Source organism: Salibacterium halotolerans, assembly GCF_900115625.1.
GTDB classification, from domain to species: Bacteria; Bacillota; Bacilli; order Bacillales; family Marinococcaceae; genus Salibacterium; species Salibacterium halotolerans.
In genome coordinates this window covers 224,147-241,406 of record NZ_FOXD01000002.1, presented here as the reverse complement: position 1 = coordinate 241,406, position 17,260 = coordinate 224,147, and the positions used below count along the sequence as shown (strand labels likewise).

Here is a 17,260-nt window from a genome sequence, read left to right as displayed (position 1 = left end):
GGTTATTGACTGCATCTAACCACTCCCTCACCTTGCTGATGCTAATTCCTTCTCCAATTCCGATAACGTAGGGATAATCAAATCATCTGACAAACACCCCATTGTCCATTCCGATGTGATATCTTCGATGTCTAAGCCAATGTCGCGCTCTGATGAATAAAGAATTGTTTTCGTAGCCGGTATGAGATCAAATAGATCGCAGGCATCCTTCTTCAAAATGTGGTTGATTTCTACTGGCTTGGTCGGCCTTCTCGAATTGTTCACTTCCTCTAAATCCTCTAAAGCTTTCCATGCCTGCAGCATTTGTTTTTTCATATTCAAAATCGCGTCACTTAATCGTTTTGAGAGTTCTTGATGAATGGGAGGAACACTGAATGGATCCAGCTGATAAATGTGAGCAACAATATCCCATCCTTCATGCCATCCAGTTGCTTTGCACCACTCGGACGCGAATTCCAACCTTGGTTCGGCTCCGTGCTCAATGTTCGAGATCTTCTTCTGATCCGTGTGCAGCCGATTTGCAAGCCCCTGCTGCGACCTTACACTTTCGTCAAAGCTGTTAACTCTGAAATGACGGAGCCATTCCCCTAAATTCGATTTTCGATATACCGTATTCACCTGTTCTCCTCCTTCTTTTACTTTGGATATTACTGTAAAGTTATGATTAGCATAGAAAGGTTGTCCATTCATGCAACTCTCATTTGAGAGCTGCTTCTTTCTCTTCGGAAATCTTCTGTTGAAGTTCTCCGTTTGTTTGAGCCCTTTTCAAAGCTCCGATAATGATGCGATACACGTCTTTCTGGATGTGATCCGGGAATTGATTCAAGTGCGTTGGGTCTTTACTGGTTCCTGATGTTCTGTGCATCTTCACCCCTCCCTTGATACATGTTATGAAACATTAATTGCAGGACAGCCCTAATAATTAAACCAAATTACATTTTTGAAAGGATTTTTTAATTGACCAATGAGTTAACCTGTGAAATACTTCTGCTTGTCGAAGCCGTGTCCGATGGATTACTCAGCTTTGACCTCATAGAGATCACTGAAGTTTATTTATCGGAGGTCGATCAAGATCTTATCAACTGTCATATTAATAAAATCACTGATGAAGGCCTCGTTCACTTGCGACGTGGCAAAGTGATTGGTTTGAGTGATGCCGGCCATGACTTCCTGAGTTAATGTGCTGTTATTTGATGTTCTATTTGTCACCCTCCTAACCTGAATTATCTTCAAGTGCTTTTTTGCAACGTATTGTTACCTTGATGTTCAAAAAAAAGAGTCCAGTCAACTTCTAATATGTTACCAATATTCTTTGCTACAGAAACGCTGGGAGTTCTTTCTCCGCTTTCAATCATTCCGTAGTATTGCCTTTTAATTCCTACACTCTCAGCAACCTGACGATGATTTAACTCTTTGTTGTTCCTTGCTTCTTCGAGCCAAGTTCTCAATTTTTCACCTCCAAACAAAGTAACGTTTTGTTGCTTTGTTAATTACTATTATACGCAACAATTCGTTACTGTCAATACTTTTTTGCAACTTTTTGTTACTTTATATATTACGCAACCTTCAGTTGCGTTAGAATAGCAAATATACTGTAGTTTAAGGAGAATATTATGATTTTCCAAGAAAAGTTGAGGACGCTAAGAAAAGAAAAGAAAATGACACAACAAGATGTTGCAAATAAATTAGGAATGACTCGACAGGCTTATGGTTATTATGAAAGCTTGAATGAAGACAAAAGAGAACCCAATCATGATACAACTGTCAAATTAGCTGAGATATTCGATGTATCTACAGATTATTTACTCGGAAAATCTAAGGAAAACGATCCAAGTATAGAAGAATACGACCCCCTAGCAGAACTTCGGCAGTTTATGATTGATAATGGGCTGGAGAATGAGAGCGTAAACTTTTATGATATCGAGGAATGGAAGAAGCTCTCCCCTGAAGACGTCCAAGATATCATTAATCACTATAAATACAAGCTGTGGCAGGCGAGCCAAAGAAAAAACGAAAAAAATGATGTCTGATTTTGTCGAATTCGACAAAAAGACCTATGAATATTGTATGATAATAAGGAATTAACTTTTTGAGGGGGGTTACATAGATGGGGAAAGCATTTAAAGGCTGTTTGACAGCTGTTGTTGCTTTAATTGTGCTTATCATCATCATTGCTGCGTTTACTGGGGGCGGAAATGATTCAGGTAGTGGTTCTGATTCTTCCACTGAGACGACAACAGGAGAGACAACATCGGAAAGCGAAACGTCAAACAGTGCGGACCAATCTTCAGAACAAAACCAAGAATCCAGTTCAAATAATGACTCGGGTGATAATTCCAATTCCGGCTCCAATGAAGGTGAGATAACGCAAGAAAAGTTTGATTCCATTGAAAGCGGGATGACTTATGAAGAAGTCGTTGAAATCATTGGTTCGGAAGGCGAAGTGATGTCTGAATCAGGAGAAGAAGGGTCTGAATTCCACACAATTATGTATTCTTGGGAAACTTCCGATGCGTTTGGTGGAAATGCCAACTTCACTTTCCAAAACGGTGAACTAACCAATAAAGCTCAAGCAGGGCTGAGTGGTGGCGAATCAGATGTAACAATAACTATGGAACAGTTCGACCAATTAGAGAATGGCATGACAACACAAGAAGTGTTTGACATTGTAGGTGGAGAAGGTGAAGTGACATCTGAATCAGGAGAAGAAGGTTCTCAATACTATACCGTCACTTACACATATTATGGAGAAAGTGGTATGGGAGCAAATGCGACATTGATGTTCCAAGGTGGCGAACTGTCGTCTAAATCCCAAATTGGACTCCAATAATTTCGATAAAAAGAAAGGCTTTTACATGGTAAGAGCTTTTCTTTTACCCATAAACCGAACATATATTCTATCGGAGCGTGATTCTATGCATACACATCGAGAAGATTTTGTTATTGATCTTTACGAAGGGTTGAACATTGAGGCGCCGGATCAGATTAATGAAGAAAATATTGCTCAAAAATTAGATATTAAATTGACGTTTTGGCGTCATCCTTCTAAACATGATATGTTATTAGGTTCTCCGGAGATTTATATTTGTACCAGGGTACCAAAAGAGTATCAAAGATTACATTTTTTTCACGAACTCGGCCACATTCTTCGGCATGTCGACGTTAATCGATTCGTGGATCCTGCTTCTATGTTTTCTAATTGGATTGAAAGCGACGCAAGGCTATTCGAATATTATGCTTCCCTGCCCTATCATATGTTGAAGCATTATAATCTTAGTGACTCAACTGTAATTGATACTGTTGTAGAGGACTTTGTTATCCCGAGAACTTACGTAAATAAGAGAATCGCTCATGTCATGCAGCAGCTGAAACAGGAAGAATTAAAACAAGCTTATGAAGGATCTGTTCCGACTAAATCGAAATCCTATAACCCAGATGAGTGGTCAAACGAAACCCAGCGCATAATGAATCAATTGCGAAAACAAACTGGGCAAGAGGTGGTAAACTATGTTGGTCTATTTTGATGAAATTGACGGAGATCTGCACGCAAAATGGGTACTGTTAGAAGCTCGTGTACCAGAAGATGAACATACTGTCTACTACTCTACAAATCAGGATGTCGAGAGATTTTATCCGGAGGATTTTCACGATGATTTGAAGGCTTTATCAATATCAATGAACGAGCTAGTGAATGATTTTTTTGATGATCACCGTTTCGGCATTAATATTAATCTCGTGAAAAAGAGACTTCATAAGAGTAAATTATCCACTGAGAATATATATGAATTAGATTATTTCATATTATTATGTGATGATCTAGAAGAACTGGCTGAAATTAATCTGCCTAATTTACCATAAAGGAGAAAATAGATATGACGGCAGCTCTTTATGTAAGAGTTAGTACTGAAGAACAAGCTAAAACCGGTTTTTCGGTTGATAACCAGCAAGAACGTCTTATTGCTTTCTGTAAATCACAGGGTTGGGATGACTATAAGTTGTACGTGGACGATGGATACAGTGGAACTGACACAAATCGGCCAGCTTTAAAGAGAATGATTAATCACGTTGAGGAGCAAAAAATTGACTCTGTCATTGTATATAAGTTAGATCGACTCAGCCGTAGCCAGCAAGATGTCATTCGTCTTCTTGAAGACGTGTTCGAAACAAACAATTGTGCATTTAAAAGTGCCACGGAACCCTTTGACACTGATAGTCCATTCGGGAAAGCCATGATTGGTATTCTGGCCGTTTTCGCTCAGCTAGAACGGGACACGATGATCGAACGGCTTACAACGGGACAACGTAACAGAGCAAGTAAAGGTTACTGGCATGGCGGCCCTATACCCTTCGGTTACAACTGGAACAAAGAAGAACAGCAGCTTGAAGTTAATGAAGAACAGGCTGATATCGTTCGAACAATGTTTGATATGTACCTTAAGGGCGCATCAAGATTAGAGGTTTCTGAGTGGGCGCAGAATAGAACAGCCGAGCGAAATCTTTCTAATCATCACAGCGTGGCGCATATTCTAACAAGAGTTCTTTACACAGGGAAAGTGAAGCATAATGATCAAGTGATAGAAGGCAGACACAAAGCTATCGTGGATGATGAAACATATAATGCTGTTCAGCGCGAACTGGAAAAAAGAAAGACCACAAAATATCACAAAGGAAAATACCTGCTCACAGGTTTACTTAAATGCGGGCTTTGCGGTTGCGGAATCACTCATGTGAGAAGAAAGGGGAGTAAAGACGTTTACTATTTTTATGTGTGCAAAGACCAGCATGTAAGAAGAAAGGAAAGAAAAGTTGCTAAATGTAAACTTGGCTATTATCGTCGTTATGATATAGAAGACAAAGTACTTCAAAAAATAAGAAGTGTTTCATTTGACAGGAAAGTGATTGAAAAGGAATTAAATGAACTCGAAACAAACTTAGAAGATAATGAGATGCTACAACGTGAACTTCAAGACAAACTGTCGCAGATTGAAAGTAAGCTGGACAATTTATATGAAGCAATCGAAACTGGTGAGATAAAGGCATCTTTTGTTAGTGATCGCATTAATAAACTGGAGTCAGAGAGAGAACGAGTAGAGGTTCATTTAGATGATTTAAAAATTAATAAGCCAAAAAAGAATTCGAGTGAAAAAACAATTCAGCTCATGGAAAATATAAATGAAACATGGGACTATCTCGATTTCGATGAAAAAAGAGAAATGCTTCGTAAAGTCATTAAAACAGTAATCATACTCCCTGGCGGCGATGTTCAAGTACAATGGAATTTGGAAGAATAATAACTTCATACTGATGAACATTTACTTCTTCCAGCGTACAGTGCGATCCGGTTACACCGAATCCTATTTTTTTATTTTCAAAAGGCAGCATGATTACGCCTCCTTTACTCATCCGTGCAGCCCTTCGGATGACGATCTTCCTTATTTTCTGTGGTATCCTCGAGAAGCTGCAGGAGAACATTGCCGAGAATATATCCCGCTGTTTTCGGGGCAGTTCTCCCGGGAAGGCCGGGTGTCCATAGAGCGGTAATTCCTTTTTCCAATGCATAGGAAAAATCTGTACCACCCGGACGTGACGCAATATCGATAATTAGCGTGTGCCGGGAAACGTTTTGCAGCATTGACTTTGTTAAAAGAAAAGCCGGAATCGTATTGATGACGATGTCTGCGCGTCCCAGTGCCTGCGGCAGCTCATCGAGCAAAAACACAGAATGTCCGTACGTTTCGGCTCTTGCTTTTTCTGTGGGGCTTTTGGTCCCTACTTCTGCATATGCGCCAAGTGCAAAAAACGTGCGCGCTATCACACTACCTGTGCGGCCGAATCCGAGGATGACGACGCGGGACCTGTGAATCGTACGGTCTGTCCTCTGTATCGCAGTGAGCAGTACTCCTTCAGCTGTGGGTACCGCATTATACAGCGCTGTTTCTTCCTGTTCCAGCAGCGCCGTATACGTTCTATCTGTTTTTTCCATACACTGATCGGCTTCGCTCGAGGATATGCCGGTGAAGATAAGGGACTCCGGTGGAAGCCGCCGCAGCCAGTTCTCCTCTATTTTCAAAGGAGACGTTGATAATGGAGCATGAACGATAAATCCGGAATGGATACCGTCCGACGGAAAAACAACAGCATCCAGCCGCTCCCACTCCAATTCCTCTCCTGCCTGGTAACAGGGTATTTCTTCCCGTATGCCGCTTTCATTTGAAAAGCCGAGCATGGTAACAGACATCCCTTTTCCATAGAGATATTCCCCCATTTCCAACTGTCTTTCATCCCCGCCTGCAAGCAGTATGTTTTTTTTCATCATCCCCTCCGCCTTTCTTTTCATGAATGACTCTTTCTCTATACTATGAGCCGTCCGCAGATAGGTGAAACGCGGAACAGGAAAAAGACCCGGCATGACAGCACGGGGCAAAAGACAGATACCATATAAAAATCCGAACGATACCGCAGGCTTTGTAAAAAACCTGCACATATCGTTCGGATGTTGATTCTGTCTGTATTGTTTTGTTCTGCACTGTTTCTTTTCACGTTTTACTCTTTCGATCTTTTGGTTCGGCCTTTCCCGGCATCCATGATAAGCACATCTTCTCCGATTTTCAAGATATCCTCCCAGTGGAACCTCCACTCCCCTGCTCTTCTCCGAAGCGGGGAGGAGGAAATGATTATTTCTCTGATCCGGCCGCTGTTTTCATCAATGTCGAGTTCCATGCGTCCCGGCATTCCCAGTTTTTCTGCTTGATTTCCATCGATAATCTCTTTTCTGGATATATCACTTAACAGCACGGGATCACACTCCTTGCCCCCTGTTCTCTATTAACCATTTTCTTTTCCGACAGACGGGATGAGGCCGTTGTCTGATATAAAAGAAAGCGCGTAGTCGGACCGGAACATAGCAGAGGCAGTCTGCTGGATATCTTCCTTCGTTACATGATCAAGCCGCTGCACGGTATCTTCCAGTGTCCGGTGCCGTCCGAGCATCAGTTCATTTTTCCCATTTCTGGACATGCGGCTCGAGGTACTTTCCAGACCGAGTATTATATTTCCTTTCAGCTGTTCTTTTCCATTCTCGATCTCTTTATCTGTCAGCCCGTCTGCGGCGATGTTTTCCACCACTTCAAAGACAGCTGCGGCCGCTTCCTCCTGCTGCTTCAGCCCTGTTCCCGCATAAATGGTAAGCATACCAGTATCCAGAAATGGCACGTGATAGGAAAAAACGGAATAAGCAAGCCCTCTATCCTCGCGGATCCGTTGAAACAGACGGCTGCTCATGCTGTCTCCCAGCGCATTATTCATCAGCATTAATGGATACATCGCTTCATCGTCCATAGGAGCACCCGGGAAACCGATACACAAATGAGCCTGTTCGGTTTCTTTTTGAATTCCCGTTTTACCCGGCAGAAACAGTGGTTTCTCAAAAGGCTGTTCCACGTACCCACGCGGCAGACCACCGAACAACCTTTCCAGCTGTTCTATTAGTTCACTGCTTTCATTGCCGACAAGGGATATGACCATATTGCCGGCTGTGTAATGTCTTTCCCTGAAATCAAGAATGCCGTCTCTTGTGAACGCACGTACAGATTCCTCTGTTCCAAGAATAGGACGGGCAAGCGGATGATGCCCGAAAGCCTCCCGGTCCAGGTAATCATGGATGATATCATCCGGCGTATCCTCCACCATTTTAATTTCCTCCATAACCACCTGCTTTTCTTTTTCAATCTCTTCCTGATCAAACGTGGAATGAAAAAGCATATCAGCCAGAATGGATAAAGCGGTTTTTGTATGTTTATCCAGCACTTTGGCGTAAAAACAGGTATATTCCTTGGATGTAAAGGCGTTCACGTCTCCACCAATTTTATCAAAACTTTCCGCAATCTCGGCGGCACTGCGGTGAACGGTCCCCTTAAAAAACATATGTTCCAGAAAATGTGATATGCCGTTTTCTTCGGCAGTCTCATACCTTGAACCTGTTTTGATCCAAATGCCGATGGTCATCGACTGTACTGTCGTCGTATGTTCGGTTACGACCCGCAGTCCGTTGGATAATCTGTTTCTTTTCATGATAAACAGTGCCTCCTTCTCCGTTGTCCTATCTATCTATACGAGTTTCATCCAATACACCGGATACGGTATCCAGACGTATTCCCTCCGCTCTGATTCCTTCAATCATTTCTCTCAGTCCCGCAGAGGCCGCCTCCGTGGGGTGCATTAAAATAAGGGAACCGTTCTCCACCTTTTCTGCCGCCCGTGATGCCATAGCAGAAGGTTCCGGATCTTTCCAGTCCACCGTATCCACCGTCCATAAAATCGTATGCATACCCAGATCATCGGCCGTCTCCACAACCTGATCATTATAACTGCCGGACGGCGGAGCGAACAATTCCGGATCCTCTGACAGCACCGCTTTAAGAACATCATCGGTCTGCTTGAGCTGCTGCGTGATCTCTTCCTCTGAAGATGCCGCCATGTCTGGATGCGAGTACGCATGACTGCCGATTTCGTGGCCTTCTTCCATTATCATTTTTGCCGATTTCGGTTGATTGCGCACCCACCGTCCTTCGAGGAAAAACGTCGCTTTCACTTTTTCTTCCCTCAGAACTTTCAGCATCCGGGGAATGTAATCGTCTCCCCAGGACACATTGATCATCAACGCTGCGGCAGGTTTAGCCGGATTTCCTCTGTAAACAGGAGCAGGAGGAAGATCATCAAGGTGCACCTTCGGAGGAACCTGTTCAAAAACAATATCCTCTTTTTGAAATCGTCCTTGCTCTTTCATGGCTTCATAGGAGTCTTTCATATTGACCATTCTTCCATTATAACCCGGAAGCGCTTTCCACACTTTGTCAATGACCGCGTCACGAGGCGGTTCATTCCACTGTCCAGCTGCCCGTTCCAGTTTTTCATACAGTGAATCTCCCGAAGGATCCGAGGAGACTGGAACGGCCTCTTCGTTATGTACAGAAAAAAAATGATACAGAGGCGGACTATTCACAAAAATCGCAATCATGATGATGAGAAAAACCGGCAAGGCGAGCAGCAGCTTTTTCATGATATCTCCCTCCTGCTTGTACAATATGATTGATAAAGCAGGAGTTAGAACATGAAAAAGAACTTGGCCTCTGCCAAGTCTTTCCTACACCCGGTTTGTTCAGCTTTGACTCTGTTCGTTCAGAAGCGCTTTTCTGGAAAGATTAATACGTCCCTGATTATCAATTTCCGTTACCTTCACGAAAATTTCATCCCCGATCTGCACAACATCTTCCACTTTGTTCACGCGTTCTTCCGCCAGCTGGGATATATGAACCAGGCCGTCTTTTCCTTTGATGATCTCCACGAAAGCACCGAATTTTTCAATACGCTTCACTTTCCCGAGGTACGTTTCGCCGACTTCCACTTCACGAACCAGATCTTCAATCTGTTTTTTCGCGTCGTCATTGGCTTTTGCATCGGTCGAGGAAATATATACCGTGCCATCCTGTTCAATATCAATCTTCACGCCGGTGTCTTCAATAATCTGATTGATTGTTTTTCCGCTCGGTCCGATGACGTCACGGATTTTATCCGAAGAAATCGACATGGTAAGGATTTTCGGTGCGTATTCGGACAGTTCGTTTCTCGTTTCGCTGATGGTCGAAAGCATATTGCCGAGGACTTTCATTCGGGCGGAACGGGCTTTTTCGAGCGCATATTCCAGTACTTCCCGGTTGATACCGGCAATCTTGATATCCATCTGCAGTGCCGTTACACCTTCTTCGGTTCCGGCCACCTTAAAGTCCATATCGCCTAGCGCGTCTTCCATTCCCTGAATGTCGGTCAATACAGTGAGGTCTTCTCCTTCTTTCACAAGACCCATCGCGATACCGGCTACCGGAGCTTTAATCGGGACACCGGCGTCCATCATGGCAAGGATACTGGCGCAGATACTTGCCTGGGAAGTGGAGCCGTTGGATTCGAGCACTTCCGACACGAGCCGTATCGTATACGGGAAGTCCTTCTCAGGCGGGATAACCGGTTCAAGCGCCCGCTCGCCGAGAGCCCCGTGTCCGATTTCACGGCGTCCCGGTCCGCGCATCGGTCCTGTTTCGCCGACACTGAACTGCGGAAAGTTATAGTGGTGCATGAAGCGCTTCGACTCTTCCATGCCGAGCCCGTCGAGAACCTGTACATCACCGAGCGGTCCGAGCGTACACACGCTGAGTGCCTGTGTCTGGCCGCGGGTGAAAAGGCCGGAACCATGCGTGCGCGGAAGCAGCTGCACCTGGGAAGCAAGGTCTCTGATTTCTTCCGGTCCGCGTCCATCCGGGCGGATCTTTTCTTCGGTGATGAAACGACGGAATTCTTCTTTGACGATTCCCTGCAGTATATCTTTCACATCTTCCTGCTCTTCTTCGTCAAACTGCTCTACCACAGCATCCTTTGCTTCATCTATCGCCTGTTCCCGTGCTTTTTTCTCTTTGACAAGAACGGCTTCCTTAATGCCGGTTTCCCCCGTTTCACGCACCCGCTCTTCCAGTTCTTCCGGCGGCTGCTTCAGTTCGACTTCCATCACTTCATCGGTGCCGGCTTCCGTTGAAATTTCTTCCTGAAAAGCCACCAGTCTTTTTATTTCTTCATGACCAAACATGATGGCTTCCAGCATATCTTCCTCCGGTACTTCCGAGGCACCGGCTTCGACCATGTTGATCGCATCTTTCGTACCGGCGACCGTCAATTCAATATCGCTTTTTTCTTCCTGTTCAACGGTAGGGTTAATGACAAATTCCCCGTCAACTCTACCGACCTGCACGCCTGCGACAGGTCCTGAAAAAGGAATATCGGACAAAGACAGCGCCAGCGATGAACCAAGCATAGCCGCCATTTCCGACGAGCAGTTCTGATCCGAACTCATGACCATGCTGACGACCTGTACTTCATTTCTGAAACCATCCGGAAACAGAGGGCGGATCGGACGGTCGATCAGACGGCTCGTGAGTACAGCTTCATCACTCGGACGTCCTTCTCTTTTAATGAAGCCTCCCGGTATTTTTCCTGCCGCGTAAAGGCGTTCTTCATAATTGACGGTCAACGGGAAAAAAGGAAGGTCTTTCGGAGTATCTGACGCCGTGGCTGTGGAAAGAACGGCTGTGTCTCCGTATCTGACCATAACGGCTCCGTTTGCCTGTTTGGCAAGATGGCCGGTTTCAATCGTTAACTGCCGGCCGGCCCAGTCGAGAGTAAATGTGTGCATATTTTGTTCCATTCCCAAAGGATTTTCCTCCTGTACTATTATGTTCTTATGTTTAAGTGTATCCTTCTGTCTTATATTTTACAATTCCTGCGGTTAATAAGAAAAGCGCGGAGTGACTCTTTCCAGCCTGTAAAAAACATGGATGCCGGGCCGCTGCGGAAAACCCGGCCCCTGTGTTTTTTTATCCATAACAAAAAGCGGGAGATTACTCCCGCTTTTTTCTTTATCGGCGCAGACCCAGCTTTTTGATCAGACTGCGGTATCTTGTTACGTCTTTCTTCCGCAGAAATGTCAGCAGGTTACGGCGTTTACCGACCATTTTAAGCAGACCCCGGCGGGAATGGTGGTCCTTTTTATGATCCCGCAGGTGCTGGTTTAACGTCGTAATCTGTTCTGTCAGGATAGCAATCTGGACTTCCGGAGAACCAGTGTCGTTTTCATGCGTCTTGAACTCCTGTACCAGTTCCTGTTTTCTTTCAATTGTCAATGCCATGTCAGGCACCTCCTATTCTTTTAATAACCGCCGATTCCCCAGTCACACGCCGGAGGTACGTTTTGACCGAGCAATGGCTGGCTTGCTGTTACAATCATCAGCATACCGGTTTTAACCGCAGAATGCAAGAGAAAAATTTCAGGATGTACCGGGCACATCAGAACGGGCGGCCAGCACGGTACGTGCTTTTTCCACATCCCTGTTCATTTCTTCTATCAATTCTTCGGCACTGTTGAATGTTTCTTCCCCGCGGATGAATGTGTAAAAACAGACTTCCACATTTTCGCCGTAAATGTCCTGGTTAAAGTCAAAGATATATACTTCGATGACCGGGTCTTCGGGTGCCTCGTCATGGAAAGTTGGTTTAAATCCAATACTGGCTGCCCCGTCGAGCCACCGGCCTCCGACATAGATGCGGACGGCATAGACTCCCGGCGCCGGCACAATATAGAGATCGTGTTTATGGATGTTCGCTGTCGGAAAACCGATTGTACGCCCGCGCTGCTCTCCTCCTTCTACAACGCCCCGGATACTGTATGGTCTTCCGAGCAGAGAGCCGGCTTTTTCAATATCCCCGGTCTGGATGCATTCTTTCACTGCAGTGGAACTGATTTTTTCGCCGTTACGGGTTACTTCTCCAACAATGGTTTGTCCGAACCTTCCTCTGGAATGAAACGGTAGAGTTTCCATTGTGCCTCTTCCCAGACGCCCGTAGGAATAATCAAATCCGGCCGTGACATGAACAGCCTGAAGACCGATAAGATACTGATCCACAAATTCCTGCGGCTCCTTAGAGGCGAATTGTTTGTCAAACTGAACAACAAACAGATAATCCGGTCCCTGCTCCTGCAGACATTCCTCTTTATGGGAAAGGGGGGTGAGGTAGCGCATATTGTTTTCATTCGTTTCGGCGGAAAGAACAACTTTGGGGTGAGGATGAAATGTCATAACGCCCAGCGCACAGTTCTTTTCAGCTGCGATGGCAGCGGCGGTGCGGATTACTTCCTGATGACCGGTATGCACGCCGTCAAAATAGCCGAGGGCAAGCACCATATCCGGAAAGCCTGATGGTATTTCTTTTTGATGGGATAGGTAGAAAGTTTGCAACGATGTTCACCTGCCGATCATGAATTTCCTGAATCAGACTGCTGCGCGGTAAGCTGCAGCATCGTTTTCGGTTTTATAAGCTCCGGTTTTTTGGGATGAATCTGATAGACAGCAAGTGCCCGGTTTTCGTGCAGAAACAGAAAGGGTGAGCTTTCTGCTGCTCCTTTTTCTTTAGGGAGCAGGCCTCCGTTTCGAATCTTGTCCGCCGTTTCATCGGTAACTTCAACACAAGGAAGATGCCGGAGCGCCGTTTCTATGCTCCAGCCGGTCTCATGAAGTGTCCCGTTTGCTTTTTTGGCCTCAAGCTTTTCAAACGTGTAGCAGTCTCCCGCATCCACCGGACCGGAACGGGTTCGTTTCAGATCGGACATGTGCGCAGGAAACCCGAGCGTGCGGCCGATATCCACAGCAAGCGTACGAATAAATGTCCCTTTGCTGCAGGTCACACGAACCGAAAACGATACCGTTTCGGGACCCGCGGTAAGTGTGTCCTCGAGATACTGAAGCTCATGAACATCGATATCACGGGCGGGCCGGTCTACTGTTTCTCCTTCACGGGCGTACTCATACAGTTTTTTTCCGTTTACTTTCACTGCCGAATACATCGGAGGAATCTGCTTCTGTTTTCCTTCAAAAGTCTGAAGGGTGTCCATCAGCTGCTTTGCAGACGGTACTGTCGTTACAAGCCGGCTTTCGGTCTTCGCGCCATCCGCATCTTCGGTCGTTGTAGCGTATCCGAGAGTGATTTCTGCTTCATACTGTTTGTCTGCATCGGACATGTAGTCGGCGATTTTTGTTGCCCTTCCGGTACAGACCGGCAGTACTCCTTCCACCTCAGGATCAAGCGTTCCGGTGTGGCCTGCTTTTTTCACCCCGTACAGGCGTCGGATTCGGTTCACGCAGTCATGGGACGTTAATCCTCTGTTTTTATAAAGGGGAATGACCATGTTTTCCATATGTATATCACCTTTATTCAGAACAGGAAAAAGGCTTGAGCGGCCCAAGCCTTTTAGTCCTGATTTTCTTCATTTAAGTCTTTAAGGAGGCGTTCAATCCGGTTGCCGTAATCAATAGACTCATCAAAGTAAAATGATATTTCCGGCGTCTTTCGAAGCTGTACTCTTTTACCAATTTCACTTCGTATGAATCCGCGGGCTTTCTGAAGCGCCTGAATGGTATCTTCCTGATCTTTTTCATCACCCAGTACGGTGAAAAACACTCTGGCCTGCTGAAGGTCGCCGGTGACATCCACACCCGTCACCGTGACAAACTGAACACGGGGATCCTTTACTTCTCTGGAAAGAATATCAGCCATTTCCTTTTTTATCTGCTCACCGACACGGTCTGCTCTGACATTGCTCATCAACGTTCCCTCCTTTCAGCTACAGCCATTCCAATTCAGTGATGGTGCGTTCGAGTTCCGGGTTCCGGTCAATCATGTCAGCTGCTTTCTGCAGTTCCTGCTCCACGACCACCCGATCACGGTTTACCGATACAATGGTGAGTGCCGTCCGCTGCCATACATCATGATGGTCCATTTCAGCAGCGGCGGCATTCAGTTTCTGTTTCACTCTGGTCATTACGCTTTTGACAACGGCACGCTTTTCTTTCAACGAGCGGGCCCCATAAATGTAACATTCACAGTGAAGGGCACCTATCATACAGGTTTAACTTCCTCCATGACATACGCTTCGATAATGTCGCCTTCTTTGATGTCATTGAATTTTTCAATGGTTATACCGCACTCATATCCAGACTGGACTTCTTTGGCATCATCTTTGTAGCGTTTCAAATCATTGATCTTTCCTTCATGGATAACGACGCCTTCACGGATAACGCGGACGTTGGAATCTCTCGTGATTTTTCCTTCAGTGACGTAGCTTCCGGCAATCGTACCAATCCGTGATACTTTAAAGAGCTGGCGGACTTCCACCTGTCCGATAACTTTTTCCTGATAAACCGGGTCCAGCATGCCTTTCATCGCTGATTCGATTTCCTCAATGGCATCATAAATGACACGGTGCAGCCGGACATCAACTTTTTCGGACTCCGCTGTCCGCTTGGCGTTGGCATCCGGCCGTACATTGAAGCCGATGACAATCGCATTGGATGCAGACGCCAGAATAATATCGGATTCGGCAATCGCGCCGGCGCCTGCATGAATGATATTTACTTTCACACCTTCTACTTCGATCTTTTCAAGTGATCCTTTCACTGCCTCAACAGAGCCCTGTACGTCGGCTTTTACAATCACGTTGATTTCCTTCATTTCATTTTCCTGAATCTGGCTGAACAGGTCATCAATACTGACTTTCGCCGTCTGGCCGCGTTCCTGCTCGCGGGCTCTGACAGCGCGGGCTTCACCGAGCTGGCGGGCTTTCTTTTCGTCCTGCAGCTGAACGAATTGATCCCCGGCAAGCGGCACTCCGCTCAGACCGGTGATCTCAACAGGAGTGGAAGGCCCCGCTGATTTCACGCGTTGTCCGGTGTCGCTTACCATCGCCCGTATTTTACCGTGGGTGTTGCCGACAACGATAGGATCGCCGACCTGCATCGTTCCTGCCTGGACGAGCAGTGTCGCTACCGGGCCGCGCCCTTTATCGAGTCTTGCTTCGACGACCGTTCCGCGTGCACGTTTGGAAGGGTTGGCCTGAATTTCCTCCACTTCGGCGACAAGCAGAATCATTTCAAGCAGTTCATCCAGCCCCTGATTATTCACGGCGGAAACGTTCACGAATATCGTGTCGCCGCCCCATGCTTCCGGAACCAGTTCAAACTCGGTCAATTCCTGCATGACCCGGTCGGGATTGGCACCTTCTTTGTCCATTTTATTAACTGCCACGATGATCGGCACTTCCGCGGCTTTCGCGTGGTTGATCGCTTCTTTTGTCTGCGGCATCACTCCGTCATCGGCAGCGACGACGAGAATGGTAATGTCGGTCACCTGGGCCCCGCGCGCCCGCATCGTAGTAAATGCGGCGTGTCCCGGTGTATCAAGGAAGGTGATTTTCTTATCGTTTTCTTTCACCTGGTACGCACCGATATGCTGGGTAATCCCGCCTGCTTCCCCCGCTGTTACTTTCGTTTGGCGGATGGAATCCAGCAGTGTTGTTTTCCCGTGGTCGACGTGACCCATGATGGTAACAACCGGCGGACGTTTTTCGAGCGTTTCCGGGTCATCAATTTCGACTTGATGGGCAAGATCTAATTCATCGACTTCCACTTCTTCTTCCACTTCCACGTCATAATCGGCTGCAATTAATTCAATGGATTCTTTTTCAAGATCCTCGTTTATTGTAGCCATCACGCCGAGATTCATGAGTTTTTTAATGATTTCGGATGATTCTTTATTCAGTTTGTCGGCAAGCTCCCCGACGGTCAGAGAGCCGGTAAACGTGATTTTTTCAGGTGTCGGTGCCGGCTGTTTCCGTCCGTTGTTCTTACGGTTCTTCTTGCCTTTGTTCCTGTTGTTCGGCTTCTTGTTTTTCGGTTGATTCTTCGGTTGATTCTGCTGCTGCCCGCCGTGTTTACGATTGTTGTTTCCGCCCGGGCGAGCCGCCTGCTGACCATTGTTTCCGGTATTGTTTTTATTACTTCTGTTTCCGGTGTTGTTTCCGGTGTTTTTACCGGGCTCTTCGGTCTTCTTCTCTGCCGTGTCATTCTGCTTGTTATTTTTTCCTTCCAGCTTCGCTACAGTGTCCTCACTGATAACGGACATGTGATTGGAAACCGGTATATTCATATTTTTCAGTTCATTCACTACTTCCTTACTGGATTTATTGACTGTTTTGGCATATTCATAAATTCTCATCTTACTCATAAGCATAACCTCCACCTTTATTCATCCAGCATTGTCATCAGCCTTTCTGCAAAGCCTTTGTCTGTAATACCAATAAGTACACGGCTCTCTTTACCGACGGAGCTGCCAAGCCGCTGACGGTCTCCGGTAATATACACAGGAACCTGATAATGACTGGATTTATCTTTAAATTTTTTTTGCGTATTCGGTGAAGCATCTCCGGCGATAAGCACGAGAAACAGAGTCCGGTTTCTGATTCCGTCCAGAACGACTCCCTCACCTGTCTTCACTCTGCCTGCCTTGGCGGCCAGACCTAAAAACGAATATATCGATGTTGTCATCGGTTTATTCCTTTCTTTCGTTCCTCCAGCAGACGATCATAATCCTCTTTTGTTACCTTGATGTTCAAATGGCGGGAAAGAGCATCTTTACGTTTGGCTTCCAGAAAACACTCTTCGCTGTCCGTAAGATAGGCTCCGCGGCCGTTTCTTTTTCCGCCCGGATCTACAAATACCTCTCCTTCGGGGCTTCTCACCACACGGGTCAGCTCTTTTTTTTCAGCGGTGTTTCCTGTCACAATGCATTTTCTTATCGGCTTCTTTTTCTTCGCCATCCTCTCCCGCCT

General features: G+C 46.0%; 23 protein-coding genes. 6 read left to right on the top strand and 17 right to left on the bottom strand.

Annotated features, from left to right (window positions below):
• Window positions 1–27: 27 nt before the first annotated feature.
• Together BM124_RS02580 and BM124_RS18700 are read right to left on the bottom strand one after the other, a co-directional pair.
• A complete protein-coding gene (locus tag BM124_RS02580) occupies window positions 28–618 on the bottom strand; it encodes a helix-turn-helix domain-containing protein (protein ID WP_093335087.1) in 591 nt (196 codons plus the stop codon).
• Between the two features lie 79 nt (window positions 619–697).
• Window positions 698–865 (bottom strand): hypothetical protein, encoded by a 168-nt coding sequence (locus tag BM124_RS18700; protein WP_170840919.1) that lies wholly within the window; start codon window positions 863–865, stop codon window positions 698–700.
• Between the two features lie 92 nt (window positions 866–957).
• On the opposite strand from BM124_RS18700, the gene BM124_RS02575 reads away from it, so the two are divergent.
• A complete protein-coding gene (locus BM124_RS02575; RefSeq protein WP_093335086.1) occupies window positions 958–1,179 on the top strand; it encodes a hypothetical protein in 222 nt (73 codons plus the stop codon).
• A 50-nt stretch (window positions 1,180–1,229) separates the two neighbouring features.
• Here the strand turns inward: BM124_RS02575 and BM124_RS02570 are convergent, their stop codons facing one another.
• A complete protein-coding gene (locus tag BM124_RS02570) occupies window positions 1,230–1,448 on the bottom strand; it encodes a helix-turn-helix transcriptional regulator (protein WP_093335085.1) in 219 nt (72 codons plus the stop codon).
• 165 nt (window positions 1,449–1,613) lie between these two features.
• Here BM124_RS02570 and BM124_RS02565 point away from each other — a divergent pair, with 165 nt between their 5' ends.
• From BM124_RS02565 to BM124_RS02545, 5 genes are all read left to right on the top strand, one after another.
• Window positions 1,614–2,030 carry a helix-turn-helix domain-containing protein gene (locus BM124_RS02565; protein WP_093335084.1) on the top strand — a complete coding sequence of 139 codons (417 nt, stop codon included), beginning with the start codon at window positions 1,614–1,616 and terminating at the stop codon, window positions 2,028–2,030.
• A 77-nt stretch (window positions 2,031–2,107) separates the two neighbouring features.
• Window positions 2,108–2,830 (top strand): DUF3862 domain-containing protein, encoded by a 723-nt coding sequence (locus BM124_RS02560; protein ID WP_093335083.1) that lies wholly within the window; start codon window positions 2,108–2,110, stop codon window positions 2,828–2,830.
• 85 nt (window positions 2,831–2,915) lie between these two features.
• Entirely contained in the window at window positions 2,916–3,524 is a 609-nt protein-coding gene (locus BM124_RS02555) for an ImmA/IrrE family metallo-endopeptidase (protein ID WP_139217049.1), read from the top strand.
• Entirely contained in the window at window positions 3,508–3,858 is a 351-nt protein-coding gene (locus BM124_RS02550; protein WP_093335081.1) for a hypothetical protein, read from the top strand. Before BM124_RS02555 ends, BM124_RS02550 begins: the two co-directional genes overlap by 17 nt.
• A gap of 14 nt (window positions 3,859–3,872) precedes the next feature.
• Window positions 3,873–5,291 carry a recombinase family protein gene (locus BM124_RS02545; RefSeq protein WP_093335080.1) on the top strand — a complete coding sequence of 473 codons (1,419 nt, stop codon included), beginning with the start codon at window positions 3,873–3,875 and terminating at the stop codon, window positions 5,289–5,291.
• On the opposite strand, the gene BM124_RS18695 is transcribed toward BM124_RS02545, so the two are convergent.
• The 14 genes from BM124_RS18695 to rnpM form a co-directional block, all read right to left on the bottom strand.
• On the bottom strand, window positions 5,242–5,382 hold the full coding sequence (locus BM124_RS18695; protein ID WP_170840918.1) for a hypothetical protein: 141 nt from the start codon (window positions 5,380–5,382) through the stop codon (window positions 5,242–5,244). The genes BM124_RS02545 and BM124_RS18695 overlap by 50 nt on opposite strands.
• Before the next feature lie 13 nt (window positions 5,383–5,395).
• On the bottom strand, window positions 5,396–6,313 hold the full coding sequence (gene dpsA / locus BM124_RS02540) for a dipicolinate synthase subunit DpsA (RefSeq protein WP_170840917.1): 918 nt from the start codon (window positions 6,311–6,313) through the stop codon (window positions 5,396–5,398).
• A 230-nt stretch (window positions 6,314–6,543) separates the two neighbouring features.
• Window positions 6,544–6,795 carry a YlmC/YmxH family sporulation protein gene (locus BM124_RS02535; protein ID WP_093335078.1) on the bottom strand — a complete coding sequence of 84 codons (252 nt, stop codon included), beginning with the start codon at window positions 6,793–6,795 and terminating at the stop codon, window positions 6,544–6,546.
• Window positions 6,796–6,825: 30 nt separating this feature from the next.
• Window positions 6,826–8,073: a M16 family metallopeptidase gene (locus BM124_RS02530; RefSeq protein ID WP_425288497.1), complete on the bottom strand. Its 1,248-nt coding sequence runs from the start codon at window positions 8,071–8,073 to the stop codon at window positions 6,826–6,828.
• Window positions 8,074–8,098: 25 nt separating this feature from the next.
• Entirely contained in the window at window positions 8,099–9,058 is a 960-nt protein-coding gene (locus BM124_RS02525; RefSeq protein WP_093335076.1) for a polysaccharide deacetylase family protein, read from the bottom strand.
• Between the two features lie 99 nt (window positions 9,059–9,157).
• Window positions 9,158–11,248: a polyribonucleotide nucleotidyltransferase gene (locus tag BM124_RS02520; protein ID WP_093335173.1), complete on the bottom strand. Its 2,091-nt coding sequence runs from the start codon at window positions 11,246–11,248 to the stop codon at window positions 9,158–9,160.
• Between the two features lie 211 nt (window positions 11,249–11,459).
• Window positions 11,460–11,729, bottom strand: coding sequence for a 30S ribosomal protein S15 (gene rpsO / locus BM124_RS02515; RefSeq protein WP_093335075.1), 270 nt, complete (start codon window positions 11,727–11,729; stop codon window positions 11,460–11,462).
• 138 nt (window positions 11,730–11,867) lie between these two features.
• Window positions 11,868–12,836 (bottom strand): riboflavin biosynthesis protein RibF, encoded by a 969-nt coding sequence (gene ribF, locus BM124_RS02510; RefSeq protein WP_342028578.1) that lies wholly within the window; start codon window positions 12,834–12,836, stop codon window positions 11,868–11,870.
• A gap of 17 nt (window positions 12,837–12,853) precedes the next feature.
• Window positions 12,854–13,792, bottom strand: coding sequence for a tRNA pseudouridine(55) synthase TruB (gene truB / locus BM124_RS02505; protein WP_093335074.1), 939 nt, complete (start codon window positions 13,790–13,792; stop codon window positions 12,854–12,856).
• 53 nt (window positions 13,793–13,845) lie between these two features.
• Window positions 13,846–14,199, bottom strand: coding sequence for a 30S ribosome-binding factor RbfA (gene rbfA / locus BM124_RS02500; protein WP_093335073.1), 354 nt, complete (start codon window positions 14,197–14,199; stop codon window positions 13,846–13,848).
• A 19-nt stretch (window positions 14,200–14,218) separates the two neighbouring features.
• The gene (locus tag BM124_RS02495; protein ID WP_093335072.1) at window positions 14,219–14,497 is read right to left on the bottom strand and encodes a DUF503 domain-containing protein; all 279 of its coding nucleotides are present in this window, start codon (window positions 14,495–14,497) and stop codon (window positions 14,219–14,221) included.
• A complete protein-coding gene (gene infB / locus BM124_RS02490) occupies window positions 14,494–16,656 on the bottom strand; it encodes a translation initiation factor IF-2 (protein WP_093335071.1) in 2,163 nt (720 codons plus the stop codon). The genes BM124_RS02495 and infB overlap by 4 nt, the downstream gene beginning before the upstream one ends.
• A gap of 17 nt (window positions 16,657–16,673) precedes the next feature.
• Entirely contained in the window at window positions 16,674–16,976 is a 303-nt protein-coding gene (locus BM124_RS02485) for a L7Ae/L30e/S12e/Gadd45 family ribosomal protein (protein ID WP_093335070.1), read from the bottom strand.
• Window positions 16,973–17,248, bottom strand: a complete 276-nt coding sequence (gene rnpM, locus BM124_RS02480; protein WP_093335171.1) for an RNase P modulator RnpM — start codon at window positions 17,246–17,248, stop codon at window positions 16,973–16,975. The genes BM124_RS02485 and rnpM overlap by 4 nt, the downstream gene beginning before the upstream one ends.
• Window positions 17,249–17,260: the final 12 nt, after the last annotated feature.

What these genes read in the sequence shown, in the direction of transcription:
- BM124_RS18700 (WP_170840919.1), bottom strand. Translation starts at nt 865, where the DNA reads ATGCACAGAACATCAGGAACCAGTAAAGACCCAACGCACTTGAATCAA.
- BM124_RS02565 (WP_093335084.1), top strand. Translation starts at nt 1,614, where the DNA reads ATGATTTTCCAAGAAAAGTTGAGGACGCTAAGAAAAGAAAAGAAAATG.
- BM124_RS02560 (WP_093335083.1), top strand. Translation starts at nt 2,108, where the DNA reads ATGGGGAAAGCATTTAAAGGCTGTTTGACAGCTGTTGTTGCTTTAATT.
- BM124_RS02555 (WP_139217049.1), top strand. Translation starts at nt 2,916, where the DNA reads ATGCATACACATCGAGAAGATTTTGTTATTGATCTTTACGAAGGGTTG.
- BM124_RS02550 (WP_093335081.1), top strand. Translation starts at nt 3,508, where the DNA reads ATGTTGGTCTATTTTGATGAAATTGACGGAGATCTGCACGCAAAATGG.
- BM124_RS02545 (WP_093335080.1), top strand. Translation starts at nt 3,873, where the DNA reads ATGACGGCAGCTCTTTATGTAAGAGTTAGTACTGAAGAACAAGCTAAA.
- BM124_RS18695 (WP_170840918.1), bottom strand. Translation starts at nt 5,382, where the DNA reads ATGCTGCCTTTTGAAAATAAAAAAATAGGATTCGGTGTAACCGGATCG.
- dpsA (WP_170840917.1), bottom strand. Translation starts at nt 6,313, where the DNA reads ATGAAAAAAAACATACTGCTTGCAGGCGGGGATGAAAGACAGTTGGAA.
- BM124_RS02525 (WP_093335076.1), bottom strand. Translation starts at nt 9,058, where the DNA reads ATGAAAAAGCTGCTGCTCGCCTTGCCGGTTTTTCTCATCATCATGATT.
- BM124_RS02520 (WP_093335173.1), bottom strand. Translation starts at nt 11,248, where the DNA reads ATGGAACAAAATATGCACACATTTACTCTCGACTGGGCCGGCCGGCAG.
- rpsO (WP_093335075.1), bottom strand. Translation starts at nt 11,729, where the DNA reads ATGGCATTGACAATTGAAAGAAAACAGGAACTGGTACAGGAGTTCAAG.
- truB (WP_093335074.1), bottom strand. Translation starts at nt 13,792, where the DNA reads ATGGAAAACATGGTCATTCCCCTTTATAAAAACAGAGGATTAACGTCC.
- rbfA (WP_093335073.1), bottom strand. Translation starts at nt 14,199, where the DNA reads ATGAGCAATGTCAGAGCAGACCGTGTCGGTGAGCAGATAAAAAAGGAA.
- BM124_RS02495 (WP_093335072.1), bottom strand. Translation starts at nt 14,497, where the DNA reads ATGATAGGTGCCCTTCACTGTGAATGTTACATTTATGGGGCCCGCTCG.
- infB (WP_093335071.1), bottom strand. Translation starts at nt 16,656, where the DNA reads ATGAGTAAGATGAGAATTTATGAATATGCCAAAACAGTCAATAAATCC.
- BM124_RS02485 (WP_093335070.1), bottom strand. Translation starts at nt 16,976, where the DNA reads ATGACAACATCGATATATTCGTTTTTAGGTCTGGCCGCCAAGGCAGGC.
- rnpM (WP_093335171.1), bottom strand. Translation starts at nt 17,248, where the DNA reads ATGGCGAAGAAAAAGAAGCCGATAAGAAAATGCATTGTGACAGGAAAC.